This is a genomic window from Flavobacterium yafengii, from assembly GCF_030010375.1.
Lineage (GTDB): Bacteria > Bacteroidota > Bacteroidia > Flavobacteriales > Flavobacteriaceae > Flavobacterium > Flavobacterium yafengii.
The window spans coordinates 372,179-389,137 of sequence record NZ_JASCRY010000001.1; the positions used below are offsets into that span (position 1 = coordinate 372,179).

At 34.9% G+C, this 16,959-nt stretch carries 14 protein-coding genes; 7 read left to right on the forward strand and 7 right to left on the reverse strand.

Features of this window, described 5'->3' with window-relative positions:
- Positions 1-21 precede the first annotated feature (21 nt).
- Entirely contained in the window at positions 22-564 is a 543-nt protein-coding gene (locus QLS97_RS01570; RefSeq protein ID WP_282713933.1) for a GNAT family N-acetyltransferase, read from the forward strand.
- Between the two features lie 51 nt (positions 565-615).
- Here the strand turns inward: QLS97_RS01570 and QLS97_RS01575 are convergent, their stop codons facing one another.
- The 7 genes from QLS97_RS01575 to QLS97_RS01605 form a co-directional block, all read right to left on the reverse strand.
- Positions 616-897 (reverse strand): F0F1 ATP synthase subunit delta/epsilon, encoded by a 282-nt coding sequence (locus QLS97_RS01575; RefSeq protein WP_282713934.1) that lies wholly within the window; start codon positions 895-897, stop codon positions 616-618.
- Positions 898-974: 77 nt separating this feature from the next.
- Complete coding sequence (gene atpD, locus QLS97_RS01580; RefSeq protein ID WP_073204939.1) at positions 975-2,486, reverse strand: F0F1 ATP synthase subunit beta; 1,512 nt, start codon at positions 2,484-2,486, stop codon at positions 975-977.
- Positions 2,487-2,741: 255 nt separating this feature from the next.
- Entirely contained in the window at positions 2,742-4,220 is a 1,479-nt protein-coding gene (locus QLS97_RS01585) for an SGNH/GDSL hydrolase family protein (protein WP_282713935.1), read from the reverse strand.
- 28 nt (positions 4,221-4,248) lie between these two features.
- Positions 4,249-7,056, reverse strand: a complete 2,808-nt coding sequence (locus tag QLS97_RS01590) for a TonB-dependent receptor domain-containing protein (protein WP_282713936.1) — start codon at positions 7,054-7,056, stop codon at positions 4,249-4,251.
- A 393-nt stretch (positions 7,057-7,449) separates the two neighbouring features.
- A complete protein-coding gene (gene glmS / locus QLS97_RS01595) occupies positions 7,450-9,297 on the reverse strand; it encodes a glutamine--fructose-6-phosphate transaminase (isomerizing) (RefSeq protein ID WP_282713937.1) in 1,848 nt (615 codons plus the stop codon).
- A gap of 9 nt (positions 9,298-9,306) precedes the next feature.
- Positions 9,307-10,908, reverse strand: coding sequence for a BamH family beta-barrel-assembly machinery protein (gene bamH / locus QLS97_RS01600; protein WP_282713940.1), 1,602 nt, complete (start codon positions 10,906-10,908; stop codon positions 9,307-9,309).
- 20 nt (positions 10,909-10,928) lie between these two features.
- A complete protein-coding gene (locus QLS97_RS01605) occupies positions 10,929-11,735 on the reverse strand; it encodes a glycogen/starch synthase (RefSeq protein WP_282713941.1) in 807 nt (268 codons plus the stop codon).
- Positions 11,736-11,843: 108 nt separating this feature from the next.
- Between QLS97_RS01605 and panC the strand changes: the two genes are divergently transcribed.
- The 6 genes from panC to QLS97_RS01635 all read left to right on the forward strand — a co-directional run bounded on the left by panC (position 11,844) and on the right by QLS97_RS01635 (position 16,924).
- Entirely contained in the window at positions 11,844-12,692 is an 849-nt protein-coding gene (gene panC, locus QLS97_RS01610) for a pantoate--beta-alanine ligase (RefSeq protein WP_282713942.1), read from the forward strand.
- Positions 12,693-12,706: 14 nt separating this feature from the next.
- Complete coding sequence (gene panD / locus QLS97_RS01615; protein WP_131991043.1) at positions 12,707-13,057, forward strand: aspartate 1-decarboxylase; 351 nt, start codon at positions 12,707-12,709, stop codon at positions 13,055-13,057.
- 285 nt (positions 13,058-13,342) lie between these two features.
- Complete coding sequence (locus QLS97_RS01620) at positions 13,343-14,491, forward strand: alpha/beta hydrolase (RefSeq protein WP_282713943.1); 1,149 nt, start codon at positions 13,343-13,345, stop codon at positions 14,489-14,491.
- On the forward strand, positions 14,491-15,852 hold the full coding sequence (radA, locus tag QLS97_RS01625) for a DNA repair protein RadA (RefSeq protein ID WP_282713944.1): 1,362 nt from the start codon (positions 14,491-14,493) through the stop codon (positions 15,850-15,852). The genes QLS97_RS01620 and radA overlap by 1 nt, the downstream gene beginning before the upstream one ends.
- 20 nt (positions 15,853-15,872) lie before the next feature.
- Positions 15,873-16,397 carry a hypothetical protein gene (locus QLS97_RS01630; RefSeq protein WP_282713945.1) on the forward strand — a complete coding sequence of 175 codons (525 nt, stop codon included), beginning with the start codon at positions 15,873-15,875 and terminating at the stop codon, positions 16,395-16,397.
- 122 nt (positions 16,398-16,519) lie between these two features.
- Positions 16,520-16,924, forward strand: coding sequence for a hypothetical protein (locus QLS97_RS01635; RefSeq protein ID WP_282713946.1), 405 nt, complete (start codon positions 16,520-16,522; stop codon positions 16,922-16,924).
- The last annotated feature ends 35 nt before the right edge of the window (positions 16,925-16,959 follow it).

The following is a 16,959-nucleotide window of genomic DNA, read 5'->3' on the forward strand; positions in this document are numbered from 1 at the left end:
ATCCGTGATCAATAAAATTAAATGAAACCTATACTTTATAAAAGAGCGTCAACTCTAGACGAATTGGAACAAATTAGAACACTCCAATTACAAAATAGCTCTCAGAATATAAGTTCTGAAGAAAAACTTCAAGAAGGATTTGTTACCGTACAACACTCCGTCGCCTTATTAGAACAAATGAATTCCGCTTGCGCACATATTATTGCCAAAGACAATGATATCGTAGTAGGTTTTGCATTGGTAATGCTTTCTGGCTTTAGAAACGAAATTGAGGTTCTTATACCCCTATTTGAAAGAATCGATGAATTAGTACCTAAAGACAAAACCTATGTTGTAATGGGACAAATTTGCATAGATAAAAACCATAGAAAACAGGGAATATTCCGAGGACTTTATCATTTTTATAAAGAGGAGCTGCACCATGAATTTGATTATTTAATCACCGAAGTTGCCGCTATGAACCTTCGTTCCATGTCAGCACACGAAGCAGCTGGGTTCAAAATAATTGATACTTTTGAAGAAGATGGAATTGTTTGGAATATTATGCTTTGGGATTGGACATAAAAAAAGCCTAACAATTCTGTTAGGCTTTCATTTTTTATAATCGAGACTACTTTAGTCCGCTAAAATAATAACTTTATTATCTTTCATTTCAATTGTTCCTGAATTGATTGCTAGCGTATAATTTTGATCATCTATCTTCGTGAATTTACTTGCTACTTCTTTTGCGAAAGCGAAAGTAGAAGCTGTAATTTTCACGACACCTTTTCCTAAAATAGAAACGATTGGCGCGTGGTTATTCAAAATCTGAAAGCTTCCATCAACTCCTGGCAATGTAACCGAAGTCACTTCTGCTGAAAATAATTTTGCTTCTGGTGATACTATTTCTAAAATCATAATTTTTTCAATTATGAATTATGAATTATAAATTATTTGAGGCTACCCAATTCATAATTTATAATTTATAATTCTTTTTAAGCTTCCGCTAACATTTTTTCTCCAGCTTCAATAGCTTCTTCAATAGTACCTTTAAGGTTAAAAGCTGATTCTGGTAAGTGATCTAATTCACCGTCAATAATCATATTAAATCCTTTGATAGTATCTTTAATGTCAACTAACACTCCTTTCAATCCTGTAAATTGCTCCGCAACGTGGAAAGGTTGAGATAAGAAACGTTGTACACGACGCGCTCTTGAAACGGCTAATTTATCTTCTTCTGATAATTCTTCCATACCAAGAATCGCAATGATATCTTGTAATTGTTTGTATTTTTGTAAAATTTCTTTTACTCTTTGCGCACAGTCATAATGCTCATCACCTAAAATTTGAGGAGTAAGAATTCTTGAAGTTGAATCCAATGGATCCACTGCAGGATAAATACCTAACTCAGCAATTTTACGAGACAATACTGTTGTTGCATCAAGGTGAGCAAAAGTTGTAGCCGGAGCTGGATCCGTTAAATCATCCGCTGGAACGTAAACCGCTTGTACAGATGTAATAGAACCTTTGTTTGTAGATGTAATACGCTCTTGCATCGCACCCATTTCAGTAGCCAATGTTGGTTGGTACCCTACCGCAGATGGCATACGACCTAAAAGTGCCGAAACCTCAGAACCTGCTTGTGTAAAACGGAAGATATTATCCACGAAGAACAATACATCTTTACCTTGATCAGTTCCTGCTCCATCACGGAAATATTCTGCAATAGATAATCCAGAAAGTGCTACACGAGCACGAGCTCCTGGAGGCTCATTCATTTGTCCGAAAACGAAAGTAGCTTTAGACTCTCTCATTCCTGGCATATCAACTTTAGATAAATCCCATCCTCCATTTTCCATAGAGTGCATGAATTCATCTCCGTATTTTATAATTCCTGACTCTAACATCTCACGAAGTAAGTCATTTCCTTCACGTGTTCTTTCTCCTACTCCTGCGAATACTGAAAGTCCACCGTGACCTTTTGCAATATTGTTAATCAACTCCTGAATCAATACTGTTTTACCAACTCCAGCACCACCGAACAATCCAATTTTACCCCCTTTTGAGTAAGGCTCAATTAAATCAATTACTTTAATACCTGTGAATAAAACTTCAGAAGAAGTAGATAAATCTTCGAATTTTGGCGCTTGTCTGTGAATAGACATACCGTTTTCTCCTGTTTTTGGCAAGTTTCCTAAACCATCAATGGCATCTCCAATTACGTTGAACAAACGACCGTAAACATCGGCACCAATCGGCATTTGGATAGGATTTCCTGTTCCAACTACTTCATAACCTCTACTCAAACCATCTGTTGAGTCCATCGAAATGGTACGTACTGTATTTTCACCAATGTGAGATTGTACTTCAAGTACTAATAAAGTACCGTCTTTTTTTGTGATTTCTAATGAATCATAAATTTTTGGAAGTTCAACATCCTTACCGTTGAAAACTACGTCAACTACTGGGCCAATGATTTGGGCAACTTTTCCTATTACTTTTGACATTACTTATGTATTTATTAAATAGCTATTTAGGTTTATGAAATAATACCAACCGAAACTTATCGATCAGACACTTTTTTCAGTGTGCAAAGATAATTTTTTAAAATATAAAATCAATTATTTTTTTATAAAAAAAGGAATTATTTAATTATTCATACGAATAGACCTAAAAAAAGGAAAAACATCATACTATCCGCAAAATAAACAACCACCTACTGTAAAGCGGTGGTTGTCCAAAATATTTATTACAATTAATTATTATAGCGTTGCTGGATACAAAATACGGTATAAACCAACATTTTTATTTTTAAAATTAGCTCCAAACTTTGCATTGATCGCTTCGGTAAACAAATTTGCAATTATAGCATATCCTCTTGGGCTAGGATGAACACCGTCTAATGAAAACATTCCTCCGGTTACGTATGTAGATGTAGTTGTAAAACCATTATAAACTATACCGCCATTTGCTAATTGATCCGTAACTGATTTTAGTTCCACAAATGCAAGACCTTTTGCATCAGCAATAGACTTAATAGTTACGTTATAAGCATCTGTTGCAACTTTTACTTCTGCAATTTCTTCTTTTGACAAAACCCAGTTGTCAGCAAGAGGAACCGATACTCCATTTATAGCAGCAGCATTTCCACCAACTAATGTACCAATAAAACTACGCGCTGGCAAGACTACTAAATCCTCAGCAGTGGCATGTCTAAAAGACGGGATACCAAAAGAAGTTCTGTCTGTTAAATAACTATCCACTATTACAACAGCATTTGCACCCGCTTTAAAATTTATTGTTCTTCTAGTTGCTTCAGTTGCGGTCAATAAGCCAGCATTTACCATTGCTTGCAAACCCGCATTGTAATTCGCATAACCTGTATTTAGTTGTGCAGCACTAGCTGTCGATAATGCAACTGGATTGAAAGGTACTGTTGTAAAATATGGTAAAGCAGTTACATATGGCAAATTTGCCACCACGCCTTTAGCACCTTTTGCAGTCATTGCATTTACAACATTTGAATAAACACTTGCGAAAACTGTTGGATCCGTAATATCATTACCACCATAGGTTGCCGGGTTCAAATTACCAGTTTGATTTCTACCAATACCACCAGAGGTAGCAAATGATAACACATCATTACCCCCTATCCATAACGAAAAGAAAGTAGGATCTTGTGCAACAGCATCAGCTAGTACCGTTGTTGAGGCAGACGATGAAAACCTTGCGAAATAAGGATTCGCTTGCCCTGTTGCAACACCGGCAACATTTCCATAACTTGGCGCCACTAAATGATAACTTTTTGCTCCTGGCACACCCATGTTATTAAAAGAGCCTGCTAACTTAGTAGTAACCTCTGTTGACGGCAAACCTGCAACTGGAGTAGGTGCAGTACCATTAAAAAACAAACGCTGCCCTTGAATTACATTACCACCCAACAACAAACCACCAACGTTATCAGCCATCAAAGGCGTTTTAAATTCACCTCCGCCTATCAAAGCAAACTGCTGCGAAATAATATTTGCATATGAACCTTGCTGAGCGGCTATGAATAATGCATTATCACTAAAACCGGCTGCATAAGAATCTCCAAGCGCTACGTACTTGGACACTGATGCCGTACCTGAGGTTAAAGACTTCCCATCAGATGAATTAGCGTCAATTGTCACCTCTTCCTCACTATCACACGCTACAAATGCTAAAGAAGCAAATAATAACCATTTGAAATTTTTTATCATCGTTTTATAATTTAGTATTAATGAATGATTACGGGTTGATTGTCCATGATACAAAATATTGCTGACCAATCAAACCAGCGCCTAACACTTGACCATATTCTTTACCACCAATATTTGAAGCTCCTATCTTTAATGTAGATTTCAAAGAAGGAATTAGGTAATTTAATTGTGCGTCTATAACTGTAGCAGCAGCTATTGTACCGTCAGCAAATGAAGACTGCCATAAATATTCGCTATTCCATCTTCCGCTTACGTTAAATCCAAAATTTGGGAGTAACTTTTCATTACCGATAGATGCTTTAACGCGGTGTTTTGGTGTATTAAAACCCGCTTCAAAACTAGGGTCTTTTGACTGATCAAATTTGAATTCAGCATAATTGTAATTAACACCAATTTCAAAATCTTTATACACTTTTCTGGATAATCCAAGACCAAATCCTAATGATTTAATTTCTAGCGGAGTATTTGTATACAATTGAAAAGTTCTTGTATTTCCATTTTGCAAAGCATGTAATGCTTTCGGTCCTTCTGGATTAGTTAAACCACCACCATCAAAAGCAGTTCCATACAAAGGAGTAATAACATTTAAGTTTCCGATAAAATTATTGTAAACGTTATAATATCCATTAATATCAATTGAAGTTTTATTTATAAAAGATCGGTAACCTAATTCAAAAGCTTTTACTTCTTCTGGTTTAACTACACCTGCATTTGTTTTTCTCAATAATGCAGGATTAGCCGCAGCTGCAAAAGCAAGAACAGATGATGCCGTATATGAATTTTCATATGCTCTTGTTCCGTTAATAGTCACCGAAGTACCTCCGGCAAATCCCTGACCTACAGTAGTTGCGATTGGTAAAGTTTCTACAAATCGTGTCAAGTTATCTGGTGCTGAACCAAGTAAAATTGCACTTCCCACATTGAATCCAATGTATTGATCTTGCGTAGTAGGGTTTCTAAAACCAGTTTGAAAAGACCCTCTGAAATTATGATTTTTGTTTTGTCCTGCGGAATATACAGCAGAAATTCTCGGAGAGTAGTTACCATCAAAATTCTGCGCTTTATCATAACGAATAGAACCGGTCAATTTCAAACGATCATCCATTAATTTTTTCATTATCTGTGTGTATACACCGTATTCATCATAACGTATCGGTCCAGCAGCATCTGTATAAATACGCCCAAATGAATTCAACTCGTATTCTCTGTACGATCCACCAACCTGAATTTCAGCAAATTCTATCAAATCTTTAAAATTATAATTTGCATCAGAGTGGTAAATTCTTGAATTATCAACCAATTTTGAACCCGACAATACACTCGGGTCATTAATAACTTGATTAAATGCATTTTTAAATGCATCTGTTCCTGGTATCAATCTACCAGTATCTGCAGTAGCTCTCGCACGTGCATGTGATTGCTCAGGAGTAAATCCTCCTAGCGTTGATTGTATGTATGCCCCAGCATATTGTCCAAACCAAGTTCTGTCATCTTTCCATTTTCTGTTTACATTAATACCTGTAAACAACATGTCGTACGACTGACCGCCATCCTCAGTTGTAGTATATCCTCTTAAAAAGAAGTTTTTACCTTTGAATTCAATTTTATGTTGTTGCATAAAAAAATTATTCAAATAATAACGGTTAGCTCCTTGGTAAACTGTATTTCCATAACCAAATTTACTTTGCACAATTACTTCTAACTTTTCATCTCCGAATGGACGAATGTGTAAAGACAAATCAATTTTCGTATTGGAAACTCTATTGTCAGTCAAATCAACTTCATTGTATCCTGTTCTACTAACATTAGAATTTGGAAGTAAATTTACCGCCGACGCAGGAATCAAATTTTGAGCTGCTAAAGCTTGACCAACTCCTTTGATATTTGTAGCAACTTCATCACCGTAAACATTTATACCGTCATAATTAATAGTATTTCTATCAATCCCTTCACGTGTTTTATCATCATAATTTACTGCATGCCACTCTGTACCTCTCATGTAAGTAAAATTTACTTTACCTGCTATGTACTTATTGAATGCCTTAGCCATACGAAAACCATAATCAATATAGTCATTTGTACCAGCAGCTTTTTGAGAAGTTTGTCCAAATTTTGCATAACCAGTTATCCCTTCACTTGTAAATGGACTTCTACTGTTCATAAATAATATACCGTTGAAGGCATTTGCACCATATAATGCAGAAGAGGCTCCTGGCAGTAATTCAACGCTTTGAACATCAATTTCAGATAAACCTATTAAGTTTCCTAGTACAAAATTCAACAAGGGGGAAGAGTTATCCATACCATCTACCAATTGCATAAAACGGGTATTTGCAACAGATGCAAAACCACGCGTATTAATCGATTTAAATGACATACTTGAAGTATTCATTTGAACTTCTTTCATATTTTCTAATCCATCATAAAAAGATGGCGATGCCGTTTTCTTAATTTCAGCAATACCCATTCTTTCAATAGTCACTGGTGATTCTAGAACTCTTTCTGGGGTTCTTGATGCAGAGACTACAATTTCGTCTAATTTATTCTCTTCATCAACAAGCTTCACTATAACTTTTTGCGAGGAAGATGTTATTGAAACTCTTTTAGATTCATACCCTACACTCGTAACCTCAATTGTAAAAGGCGGTTTTCTAGACGATTGCAAAATAAAAGAACCATCGAAATCGGTAATCGTACCAGAAGTTTCTCCAACGATTTTAATATTGGCTCCAGGAATAGGTTGGTTGTTACTATCTGTAACAATACCTGAAATTGAATTTTGAGCAAAAGTTAGGCTACAAAAAAACAATGACAAAAAAAGTAAATACACTCTCATTGGGTTATAATTTGTTGGTTTATGACGCCAAAGTACAAATATTTTTGATATTAATAAAAAAGCCCCTAAAAAATTTCATATTTATCAGTTATTTTGCCTCATTCGCACTTATTCTATATTTATTTTTTATTATTATATGTTAAAAATTATGTAATAATAACAGAATATCATTATGCATGCATATAAAAAATACATTTATCACAAAAAAATTATTAATTTTTAGATATTTGATAAAAGTGATAAACAAGGGAAAATTTAACCTTTCCTTTACTCTTTTAAGGCTTTTAAAAAAGTACGGAGCTAAAAATTATTTATTCAAAAAAAAGCCTCGAAAGAAAATCTTACGAGGCTTAGTTTAAAATAGTATAATGTAAAACTGTTTTGTAAATAAATTTATTCTACTGTTACAGATTTTGCTAAATTACGAGGCTGATCAACATTACAACCACGCATAACAGCAATGTGATACGATAAAAGCTGTAATGGAATTGTAGTAATCAATGGTGATAAAGCATCTGATGTTTCAGGGATTTCAATAACATAATCCGCTAATTCACGCACTTGTGTATCACCTTTAGTTACTACGGCAATAATTTTCCCGCTTCTGGATTTAATTTCCTGAATGTTACTTACAATTTTATCGTAATGTCCTTGCTTTGGAGCAATAACAACCACTGGCATCTGTTCGTCAATTAATGCAATTGGTCCATGTTTCATTTCAGCCGCAGGATATCCTTCAGCATGAATATAAGATATCTCTTTAAGCTTCAAAGCACCTTCAAGAGCTACAGGAAAATTATACCCTCTTCCTAAATAAAGGCAATTAGGGGCATCTTTAAAAACAGAAGCAATTTCTTTTGCTTTTTCATTTGTTTCCAAAGCTTCTTTTACCTTTTCAGGAATAATTTCTAATTCTTGCAAATAGGCATGAAAAGCAGAATTTGACAATGTTCCTTTGGCTTTAGCCAAACGCAAAGCTATCATTGTCAACACAGTAATTTGCGTAGTAAAAGCTTTAGTCGATGCCACACCTATTTCAGGTCCAGCATGTGTATAAGCTCCAGCATGTGTTTCCCTAGAAATAGAAGAACCTACTACATTACAAACACCAAACACAAATGCTCCATGTTCTTTAGCTAGCTTTATTGCCGCCATAGTATCCGCCGTTTCTCCAGATTGCGAGATTGCAATCACTACATCTTTACTGTTTATTATTGGATTTCTATATCTAAATTCTGAAGCATATTCCACTTCAACAGAAATACGTGCAAATTCCTCAAAAATATATTCTGCAACTAAACCAGCATGCCACGAAGTTCCGCAAGCCACAATGATAATTCTATCAGCATTTAGAAATTTTTCTAAATTATCCTCAACTCCTGCCATTTGAATAATACCTTCATTGGCATGAAGTCTTCCGCGATACGTATCTTTTATAACATTTGGTTGCTCGTAAATTTCCTTAAGCATAAAATGATCGTAACCACCTTTTTCAATTTGCTCTAAGTTCATTTGAAGCTCCTGAATATAAGGGTCAACTAAAGAATCATCTTTAATTTTTCTAATTTTCATGGCTTTATGCAATCTAATATTTGCCATTTCGCCATCTTCAAGATAGATTGCGTTAGAAGTATATTCAATAAAAGGCGAAGCATCCGAAGCAATGAAATACTCTCCCTCTCCTACTCCAATTGCTAATGGACTTCCTAATCTGGCAGCAACAATTTCGTTTGGGTTTTTTTTGTCAAAAACAGCAATTGCATAAGCTCCCACTACTTGATTCAAGGCAACCTGAACTGCTTTTCCTAATTTTAAATTCTCTTTTTTTTGCACCTCTTCAATAAGATTTACCAATACCTCAGTATCAGTATCCGAATGAAAAACATACCCACGTTTTATTAATTCTTCTTTTAAAGGAGCGTAATTTTCAATAATTCCATTATGAATTATTGCCAAATCACCTGAATTAGAAAGATGAGGATGAGAATTCACGTCATTTGGAACACCATGAGTTGCCCAACGCGTATGCCCTATTCCTATAGTTCCGTTTGTTGTAATTGCCTTAGAAGCTTTCTTTTCAAGATCCGAAACCTTTCCTTTTGTTTTACAAAGTTTTAGCTCTTCACCATCATACAGCATCACACCAGCACTGTCATAACCTCTGTATTCGAGTCTCTTTAATCCTTTTATTACAATAGGATAAGCTTCTCTATAACCAATGTATCCAACGATTCCACACATAGTCTTTCTTTAATTAGGTTTTGTATAATAAATTTCAAGTTTCAATCTTTTATCATTTGGAACAGTTGATTTTCCACCGAACAAAATAGTTCCTAAAGGATTCATAACTGATGCTTTTGGCGCTCCAGTGATAAAAGCATTTGGGGTTCTTAACTTATGAGAAGCGATTGTTGCAATATCTTCTGTAACCACCAAGCCCAATTTAACATTAGTTGAATCTTTATATTTAACAAGATTTATAATTTGATTTGTAACCCTAATTTTATATGTAACTCCTCTTTTACTAGTAGCATCTACATTTATGTTACCATCGAAAATGGCTTTTGATTTTTTAGCATTGACACTATTTGTTGTTGGGTCCGCATAGTAATCAACTATAGGTCGGTTATTATTAAAATCATACAAATAAATTCTTTGTGGCTCATAATTATTAGCCATAGTAGCTGCATCAATATGGAAAACCAAATTGGCCTCATTAATCAACCATCCACTATTTCTAATCGCTTCTAACTGCCCTGGAGTATTAAAAAGACTAATCACAGCAACGGATCCTTCACCGCCTTTTAGATACAATTTATCATCACCCTCGGTTGTATTTCCTGTATTTGGCAAAGCATTATAAGCGAGTCCACTACCTGCAAAATCAGTATTCAACAAACTCACGGAATTTCCGGTCATGTCTAGCACTATGGTTTTTTTAACTCGTGTAATTGTAGTCACACCAGCAGTTGTTGTAGACAAATCTTCATTATATTTTAAAGTAATTTTTCCTGCTTTAAAATTCAACATTGCTAAATTTCCAGCACTACTTCCTGATTTTTCCATTTTAAAATAAAGTCCTCTGAAGTACTCTTTGAAAACATCATTTGTAGCCAATTTTCCAGACGCTACAGCATCAATTATTCTAGTTTTAAAATAACCCTTATTCAAATTCAATTGCATTCCCGGAGGAGTTCTTGTAGTCGTAACTACTTTTGTAATTGAATCTGTTGCAGTCACAACATGCTCTGCTGGATCAAAGAAAAATTTATCGTTTTGAGCCAAATTGGAATCATCATTTAAACGATTTGGTTTTTTAACATTATCAAATTCAGCATTTTGATTTGTAAAATATTTTTGGGGCTGTAGAAATCCACCAATAGGATCTGCATCTCTCATATAATAACCCGATTCATAAACACTTAGTTTCATTTCGGCCTTATCAGCTCCATATATAGAATCTAGTACATATTCATGACTACCATCCGCTTTTGTAACCGTTTTTGACGCATCATAATAATATGGGATTGTCAAAACTACACTTTCAATATATGGTCTTGTACTGATTGTTGTTATGGTTACAGGCAAAGTCAATTGAGTACCAAAATTGGCTGTCGTCTCACCAAAATTTGAGTTGTTATAAACACCCAAAGGATTCACCACAAGATCATTAGACTGAATAGGCCCTGTTTTTTGATTGTAAGCTAAAACATCGTACGTTTCTTTTTTGAGATCAAAATTGTTCTCACCAATTAAATCACCTCCAATTTCATTATAATCTTTATCACAAGAATATAAAAAAACAACACTCGCAACTACCAGAATTTTCTTAAAAAAAGAATTATTGTACATATTTAATAAAAAAGTTTAATTTAAAGAACCTCGTTTCTATAGAAATTAGTATACGCTTCCGCGAATGCATCTTTCGGTGCGAAAGGTAAAAAAGGTTTTCCTGAAGATTCTATATATTTTGTTAAACTTGGAGACAGGTTTTCTGATGCAATAATCACCGCATCCGAATGCTTAATGGTAGCCTTAATGATGTTTTCATAGTCCGGAACTTCCAGATCAACAATTGCCTCATCAGGAATACCGTCAAATTTCACTTTATTAATCATCTCTACATCTAAAGTACCATCAAAAGACTGACTGTAAACCGAAGTAACAATCTTTGTCTCTGAAAACAATGCTTCATTTTTGTAAAAATGCTTCATATAAATGGGTAACATAGCAGCCATCCATCCGTGAACGTGAATAATATCAGGAACCCAATTGAGTTTTTTTACAGTTTCAACAACTCCTTTTGCAAAGAAAATGGCACGTTCGTCATTATCAGGATACATCACACCTTCTTCATCAGCAAATGTGGCTTTCCTTTTGAAATACTCATCATTATCAATAAAGTAAACTTGTATTCTTTCTTTTGGTATGGAAGCCACTTTTATAATCAAAGGCATATCCAAGTCGTTCACTACCAAATTCATCCCCGAAAGTCTAATTACTTCGTGCAATTGGTGTCTTCTCTCGTTAATATTTCCATACCTTGGCATAAAAATTCTTATCTGCCCACCTTGATCGTTAATCATTTTCGGCACGTCGTAAGACATTAAAGAAACCTCATTTTCAGCGAGATAAGGAACCACTTCAGATGATACATATAATATCCTCTTATCTTTCATATTGTAATTTACTTAATTTATTGGCAATAAAAACCATGCAAAATTACAAAATTTTATGCAGTTATTAACTAAAATAGTAAGTTTGCATTTAATTTTAATAATACTGCCATGCATATTTTCTACGGAAAAGCATCTTTAATCGACTATTTGAAATCTATAAAAACCGTCCAATCCACTATTGGATTTGTTCCTACGATGGGTGCTTTACATCAAGGTCATTTGGCATTAATGCAAAAATCATTACTGGAGAATGCAAATACTGTTGTGAGTATTTTTGTAAATCCAACACAATTTAACAATCTTGAAGACTTAGCGAAATACCCAAGAACATTAGAAGAAGACGTAAAAAAACTTACTGCTTTAAATCCAAATATAATTCTATACGCCCCATCTGTTGAAGACATTTATGACGGAAAACCACTTTCTCAATCTTTCGATTTTGATGGATTAGAAAATCAAATGGAAGGCAAATTCAGACCCGGACATTTCAATGGCGTAGGCACGATTGTAAAACGTCTTTTTGAAATAGTGGAACCTGCAAACGCGTATTTTGGTGAAAAAGATTTTCAACAATTACAAATTGTAAAAAAAATGGTAGCCAAAAACCACTTACAAGTAAACGTAATTGGTTGTCCTATTTATAGAGAGGCTAACAATCTTGCCATGAGCTCCAGAAACGAACGCTTATCAACAGAGGAAAGAGACGAAGCGGCAATTATTTACAAAACACTAACCGCGGTAAAAGAAAAATTTGCAAGCAATAGTACTACAACTATTTCAGAATGGGTTCAAAAATCATTCAACAAGAACACGCGCTTCACATTAGAATATTTCGTAATTGCTGATGAAGCAACACTTTTACCTTGTACCCGAAAAAATAAAAATAAAAAATACCGTGCTTTCATTGCGGTACTTGTCAATAATATTCGATTGATTGACACCATTTCATTAAATTAATTTACTTTTGTAGCATGCAAATTCAAGTCGTAAAATCAAAAATACACCGAGTAAAAGTAACTGGAGCCGATTTAAATTATATCGGAAGCATTACCATAGACGAAGCTTTACTGGAAGCCTCTAATATCATTGAAGGAGAAAGAGTATTCATTGTAAATATCAACAATGGGGAACGCTTTGACACCTACGCCATCAAAGGCGAAAAAAACTCAGGTATCATAACCTTAAATGGTCCAGCAGCCAGAAAAGTACAAAAAGATGATATTATTATCATTATTTCTTATGCTATCCTAGAATTTGAAGAAGCCAAAACCTTCAAACCCTGGATTATTTTTCCTAACGAAAATGACAATTCTTTGACTTAATTCTTCAGAGATAATATACTTTTAAAAAAGACAAACTCTTTTTTTATCACTCAAAGTAAAAGTATTTAATTCTACAGGCTACTGAATATCTGATTTTACAACTCAAAATCAGATATTCAGTTGTTTTTTGTTGACTGTAATTTCAACTCACTAAATCCTATTTATTTCCCTAAAAAGCAAGTGCATTTCTGGCGCTTTAACTTTTCTTGTTTTTAAATAAAAGTAAATAAAGTATTATATTGCTGTCTTATTTAGATGTATTTTAATTTCTAAACGCTCCAAATTATGAAACAACTACTACTATTCTTGTTTTTCTCTATTACAACATTTTCACAAAAAACTACAATACCATTCGATTCAAATGCTTTGGGCGAAAGCCGGGAAATCACGATTGGCTTACCGCCTTCTTTCGAAAAAAATCCAAATAAAAAGTATCCGATACTTATATTACTCGATGGCGATTATTTATTTGACCCATTTTACGGCGCTTTGAACTATGGTGCCTATTGGGATGATTTACCTGAAATGATCGTCGTTGGCATAAGCCAAAACAAAAATAACGAACGCATTGACGACAGCACTTATGATGAAGCAGATGGAGTTCCTTCAGGAAAAGGCGCAAAATTCTTCGAGTTTATTGGCGCCGAATTACTTCCTTATATAGAGAAAAAATATCCCGTTGCACCATTCCGAATTATTGCAGGACACGACACTACAGCAGGATTTCTAAACTTTTTTCTGTACAAAGACAACCCTTTATTCAATGGATATATTTCATTGAGTCCGGAACTGGCACCTGAAATGGAAAACCGCATTCCAGAAAAACTTTCAAATTTAAAACAACCTGTTTTTTATTATCAATCCAATGGAGATGGCGACATAAAAAAAATTCAGGAGTCTATAAAAAAACTGGACGAAAACATAAAACAGGTTACTAATCCCGCATTGAATTACAAGTTCGATAATTTTAAGGGTGCGTCACATTATTCGCTCGTGCTGTATTCGATTCCAAATGCCTTATATCAATTTTTCGATGCCTATAAACCCATTTCATCTACAGAATATACGGAGAAAATCGCTGTGCTACAATCCGGTTATGTGGATTATTTGACCAATAAATATGCTGTTTTATCCAAAAGTTTAGGTTTAAAAATACCTATTCGTGTCAACGATTTCAAAGCAATTGAAGCGGCAATTCTAAAAAACAAAGCCTATCCTGAATTGGATAAATTAGCTGAGATTGCCAATAAAAATTATCCAAAATCAATGCTTGCCGATTATGAATTGGGTTTAATGTATGAAAAAATGGGCGACCCGAAAAAAGCGGCAAAACGCTATCAAAGTGCTTCTCAATTAGAGGAAATTGGCGATCTTACAAAAAATATGATGATGGAAAAATACGATGATATGATAAGTCAAACACCAAAAAAATAATGTCTAAAGTAAAAACAACTTTTTTTTGCCAAAACTGTGGCGCACAATATGCAAAATGGCAAGGACAATGCAATTCCTGTAAAGAATGGAATACCATTGCGGAAGAAATCATCCAAAAACAAGAAAAAACAGCTTGGAAAAGCGAAACTACTTCCAGCAGTAAAGCACCAAAACCGTTACGAATAGACGAAATTGATTCGGCACAAGAAATCCGAATGGATACGACTGACACGGAGCTTAATCGCGTATTAGGTGGTGGAATAGTTCCTGGTTCCCTGATTCTTTTAGGCGGTGAACCCGGCATTGGAAAAAGCACGCTTTTACTTCAAATATCCTTAAAATTACCGTATAAAACTTTATATGTTTCGGGCGAAGAAAGTCAGAAACAAATAAAAATGCGTGCTGAAAGAATCACGCCCAGCGGCGACAATTGCTATATTCTTACCGAAACCAAAACACAAAATATCTTCAAGCAAATTGAAGCTATTGAACCGGAAATCGTGATTATCGATTCCATTCAAACCTTGCATACGGACTATATTGAATCCACTCCCGGCAGTATTTCTCAAATACGGGAAACTACCGCCGAACTGATCAAATTTGCCAAAGAAACCAATATTCCCGTAATTCTTATTGGTCATATTACCAAAGACGGAAACATTGCAGGACCAAAAATCCTGGAACACATGGTGGACACGGTTTTACAGTTTGAAGGCGACAGAAATCACGTATACCGCATTTTGCGTTCGCTAAAAAACCGTTTTGGTTCCACTGCTGAAATTGGTATTTATGAAATGTTAGGTAATGGATTACGAGAAGTTTCGAATCCATCCGAAATATTGATTTCGCATAAAGATGAAGAATTATCCGGAACTGCAATTGCCTCCACATTAGAAGGCATGCGCCCGTTGATGATTGAAATCCAAGCATTGGTAAGCACCGCAGTTTACGGAACACCGCAACGCAGCACCACGGGTTATAATGCCAAAAGACTCAATATGATTCTGGCCGTTTTAGAGAAAAGAGCCGGTTTCAGGCTTGGCGCCAAAGACGTTTTCCTGAACGTAACGGGAGGAATTTCAGTAGATGATCCCGCGATAGATTTAGCGGTTGTAGCCGCCATTTTATCCTCGAATGAAGATATTGCAGTCAATAAAGATTTTTGCTTTGCCGGCGAAGTGGGTCTTTCAGGTGAAATACGTCCGGTAAACCGCGTGGACCAGCGTATTCAGGAAGCGGAGAAATTAGGTTTTTCGACCATTTTTGTATCCAAATACAATAAAATTGCGTTGAAAAATACCGGAATCAACATTCGATTGGTCGCGAAAATTGAAGATGTGGCGAGTGAGTTGTTTGGATGATTTTAAAAACAAAATAAAAAATGAAACCTTTTAAGGATCACTTACAAATCATCAATACCTTTCATGAACTTGGAGAAACCATTGCCGCTGCCCAATTTCTAATACAAGAATATGGTTTAGAAGATCCAAATTTTAAAGGCTTCGAATTAAGAGAAAAAGCCAAACCGGAATTTATCCTGATGACCACCGAAGGCGTTTTAGGCGAACCCCAAATCATCCGAATTCCCGAAAACACATTCGAATATCCGCTGGGATTAATGCTCAATCTTCTGGCGCATGAAATGATTCACGTGAGTCAAAAAACGAAAGAAAACTTGATTGAAGATAAGAACGAAAGGGAATGGCAAGCCTATTACGAAATGCTTTTTCATAAAAAATTCCCTCAAATTCCGGAGCTTTCTGATTTTCACAATCGCTTCTTTGCAAAAAAAGCGTTGGAATACTACAAAAGAATGGGCGAAAGCTCTGAACTCCAATTAAAATACGCCAATCAAAAACTGGAAACAGACAATCTGCTGTCTTTTCTGGATGCAAAAACTAAATAGCACTTTTTTTACTTCCTTGACTTCCTTTAACTATTTCTTATTTAAAATAAAAATAACAAATCAGGAAGAAAACTCATTATTTTTCGTAACTTTATGTTTAACAATGTTTTACGAAAAAAATAATGAAACCATCACACCAAACTATGACTCATTTATACGAACACTTAGGCAAAGTGTTCTATTCTATTGCGGCCATAGACAAAACCATTCGTACAGAAGAAATCAACAAACTGAAACAAATAATAAAGACCGAATGGCTTCCGCTGGAAAACAGTTTTAATGAATTTGGCGACGATACCGCTTATGAAATCGAAATTGTTTTTGACTGGCTTGTCGCCAATGAATGGGAATTAGAACAAGTGTTTCCCGACTTTAAAATTTTCAGAGCAGAACACCCACATTTGTTCACTCCGGAAATTAACGCCTTAATTCTAAAAACTGCCAACGCTATAGCTTCTTCATTTTTAGGAAAAAATAAATCAGAACACGTCTTAATAAGTCAACTAAGCACGATTCTGTTGCAATAAAAACAGCAAAAAACAATCTATTTTAATTTAAAATA

What these genes read in the sequence shown, in the direction of transcription:
- QLS97_RS01575 (WP_282713934.1), bottom strand. Translation starts at nt 897, where the DNA reads ATGATTTTAGAAATAGTATCACCAGAAGCAAAATTATTTTCAGCAGAA.
- radA (WP_282713944.1), top strand. Translation starts at nt 14,491, where the DNA reads ATGTCTAAAGTAAAAACAACTTTTTTTTGCCAAAACTGTGGCGCACAA.
- QLS97_RS01635 (WP_282713946.1), top strand. Translation starts at nt 16,520, where the DNA reads ATGAAACCATCACACCAAACTATGACTCATTTATACGAACACTTAGGC.
- panC (WP_282713942.1), top strand. Translation starts at nt 11,844, where the DNA reads ATGCATATTTTCTACGGAAAAGCATCTTTAATCGACTATTTGAAATCT.
- QLS97_RS01620 (WP_282713943.1), top strand. Translation starts at nt 13,343, where the DNA reads ATGAAACAACTACTACTATTCTTGTTTTTCTCTATTACAACATTTTCA.
- panD (WP_131991043.1), top strand. Translation starts at nt 12,707, where the DNA reads ATGCAAATTCAAGTCGTAAAATCAAAAATACACCGAGTAAAAGTAACT.
- glmS (WP_282713937.1), bottom strand. Translation starts at nt 9,297, where the DNA reads ATGTGTGGAATCGTTGGATACATTGGTTATAGAGAAGCTTATCCTATT.
- bamH (WP_282713940.1), bottom strand. Translation starts at nt 10,908, where the DNA reads ATGTACAATAATTCTTTTTTTAAGAAAATTCTGGTAGTTGCGAGTGTT.
- QLS97_RS01605 (WP_282713941.1), bottom strand. Translation starts at nt 11,735, where the DNA reads ATGAAAGATAAGAGGATATTATATGTATCATCTGAAGTGGTTCCTTAT.
- atpD (WP_073204939.1), bottom strand. Translation starts at nt 2,486, where the DNA reads ATGTCAAAAGTAATAGGAAAAGTTGCCCAAATCATTGGCCCAGTAGTT.
- QLS97_RS01585 (WP_282713935.1), bottom strand. Translation starts at nt 4,220, where the DNA reads ATGATAAAAAATTTCAAATGGTTATTATTTGCTTCTTTAGCATTTGTA.
- QLS97_RS01590 (WP_282713936.1), bottom strand. Translation starts at nt 7,056, where the DNA reads ATGAGAGTGTATTTACTTTTTTTGTCATTGTTTTTTTGTAGCCTAACT.
- QLS97_RS01570 (WP_282713933.1), top strand. Translation starts at nt 22, where the DNA reads ATGAAACCTATACTTTATAAAAGAGCGTCAACTCTAGACGAATTGGAA.
- QLS97_RS01630 (WP_282713945.1), top strand. Translation starts at nt 15,873, where the DNA reads ATGAAACCTTTTAAGGATCACTTACAAATCATCAATACCTTTCATGAA.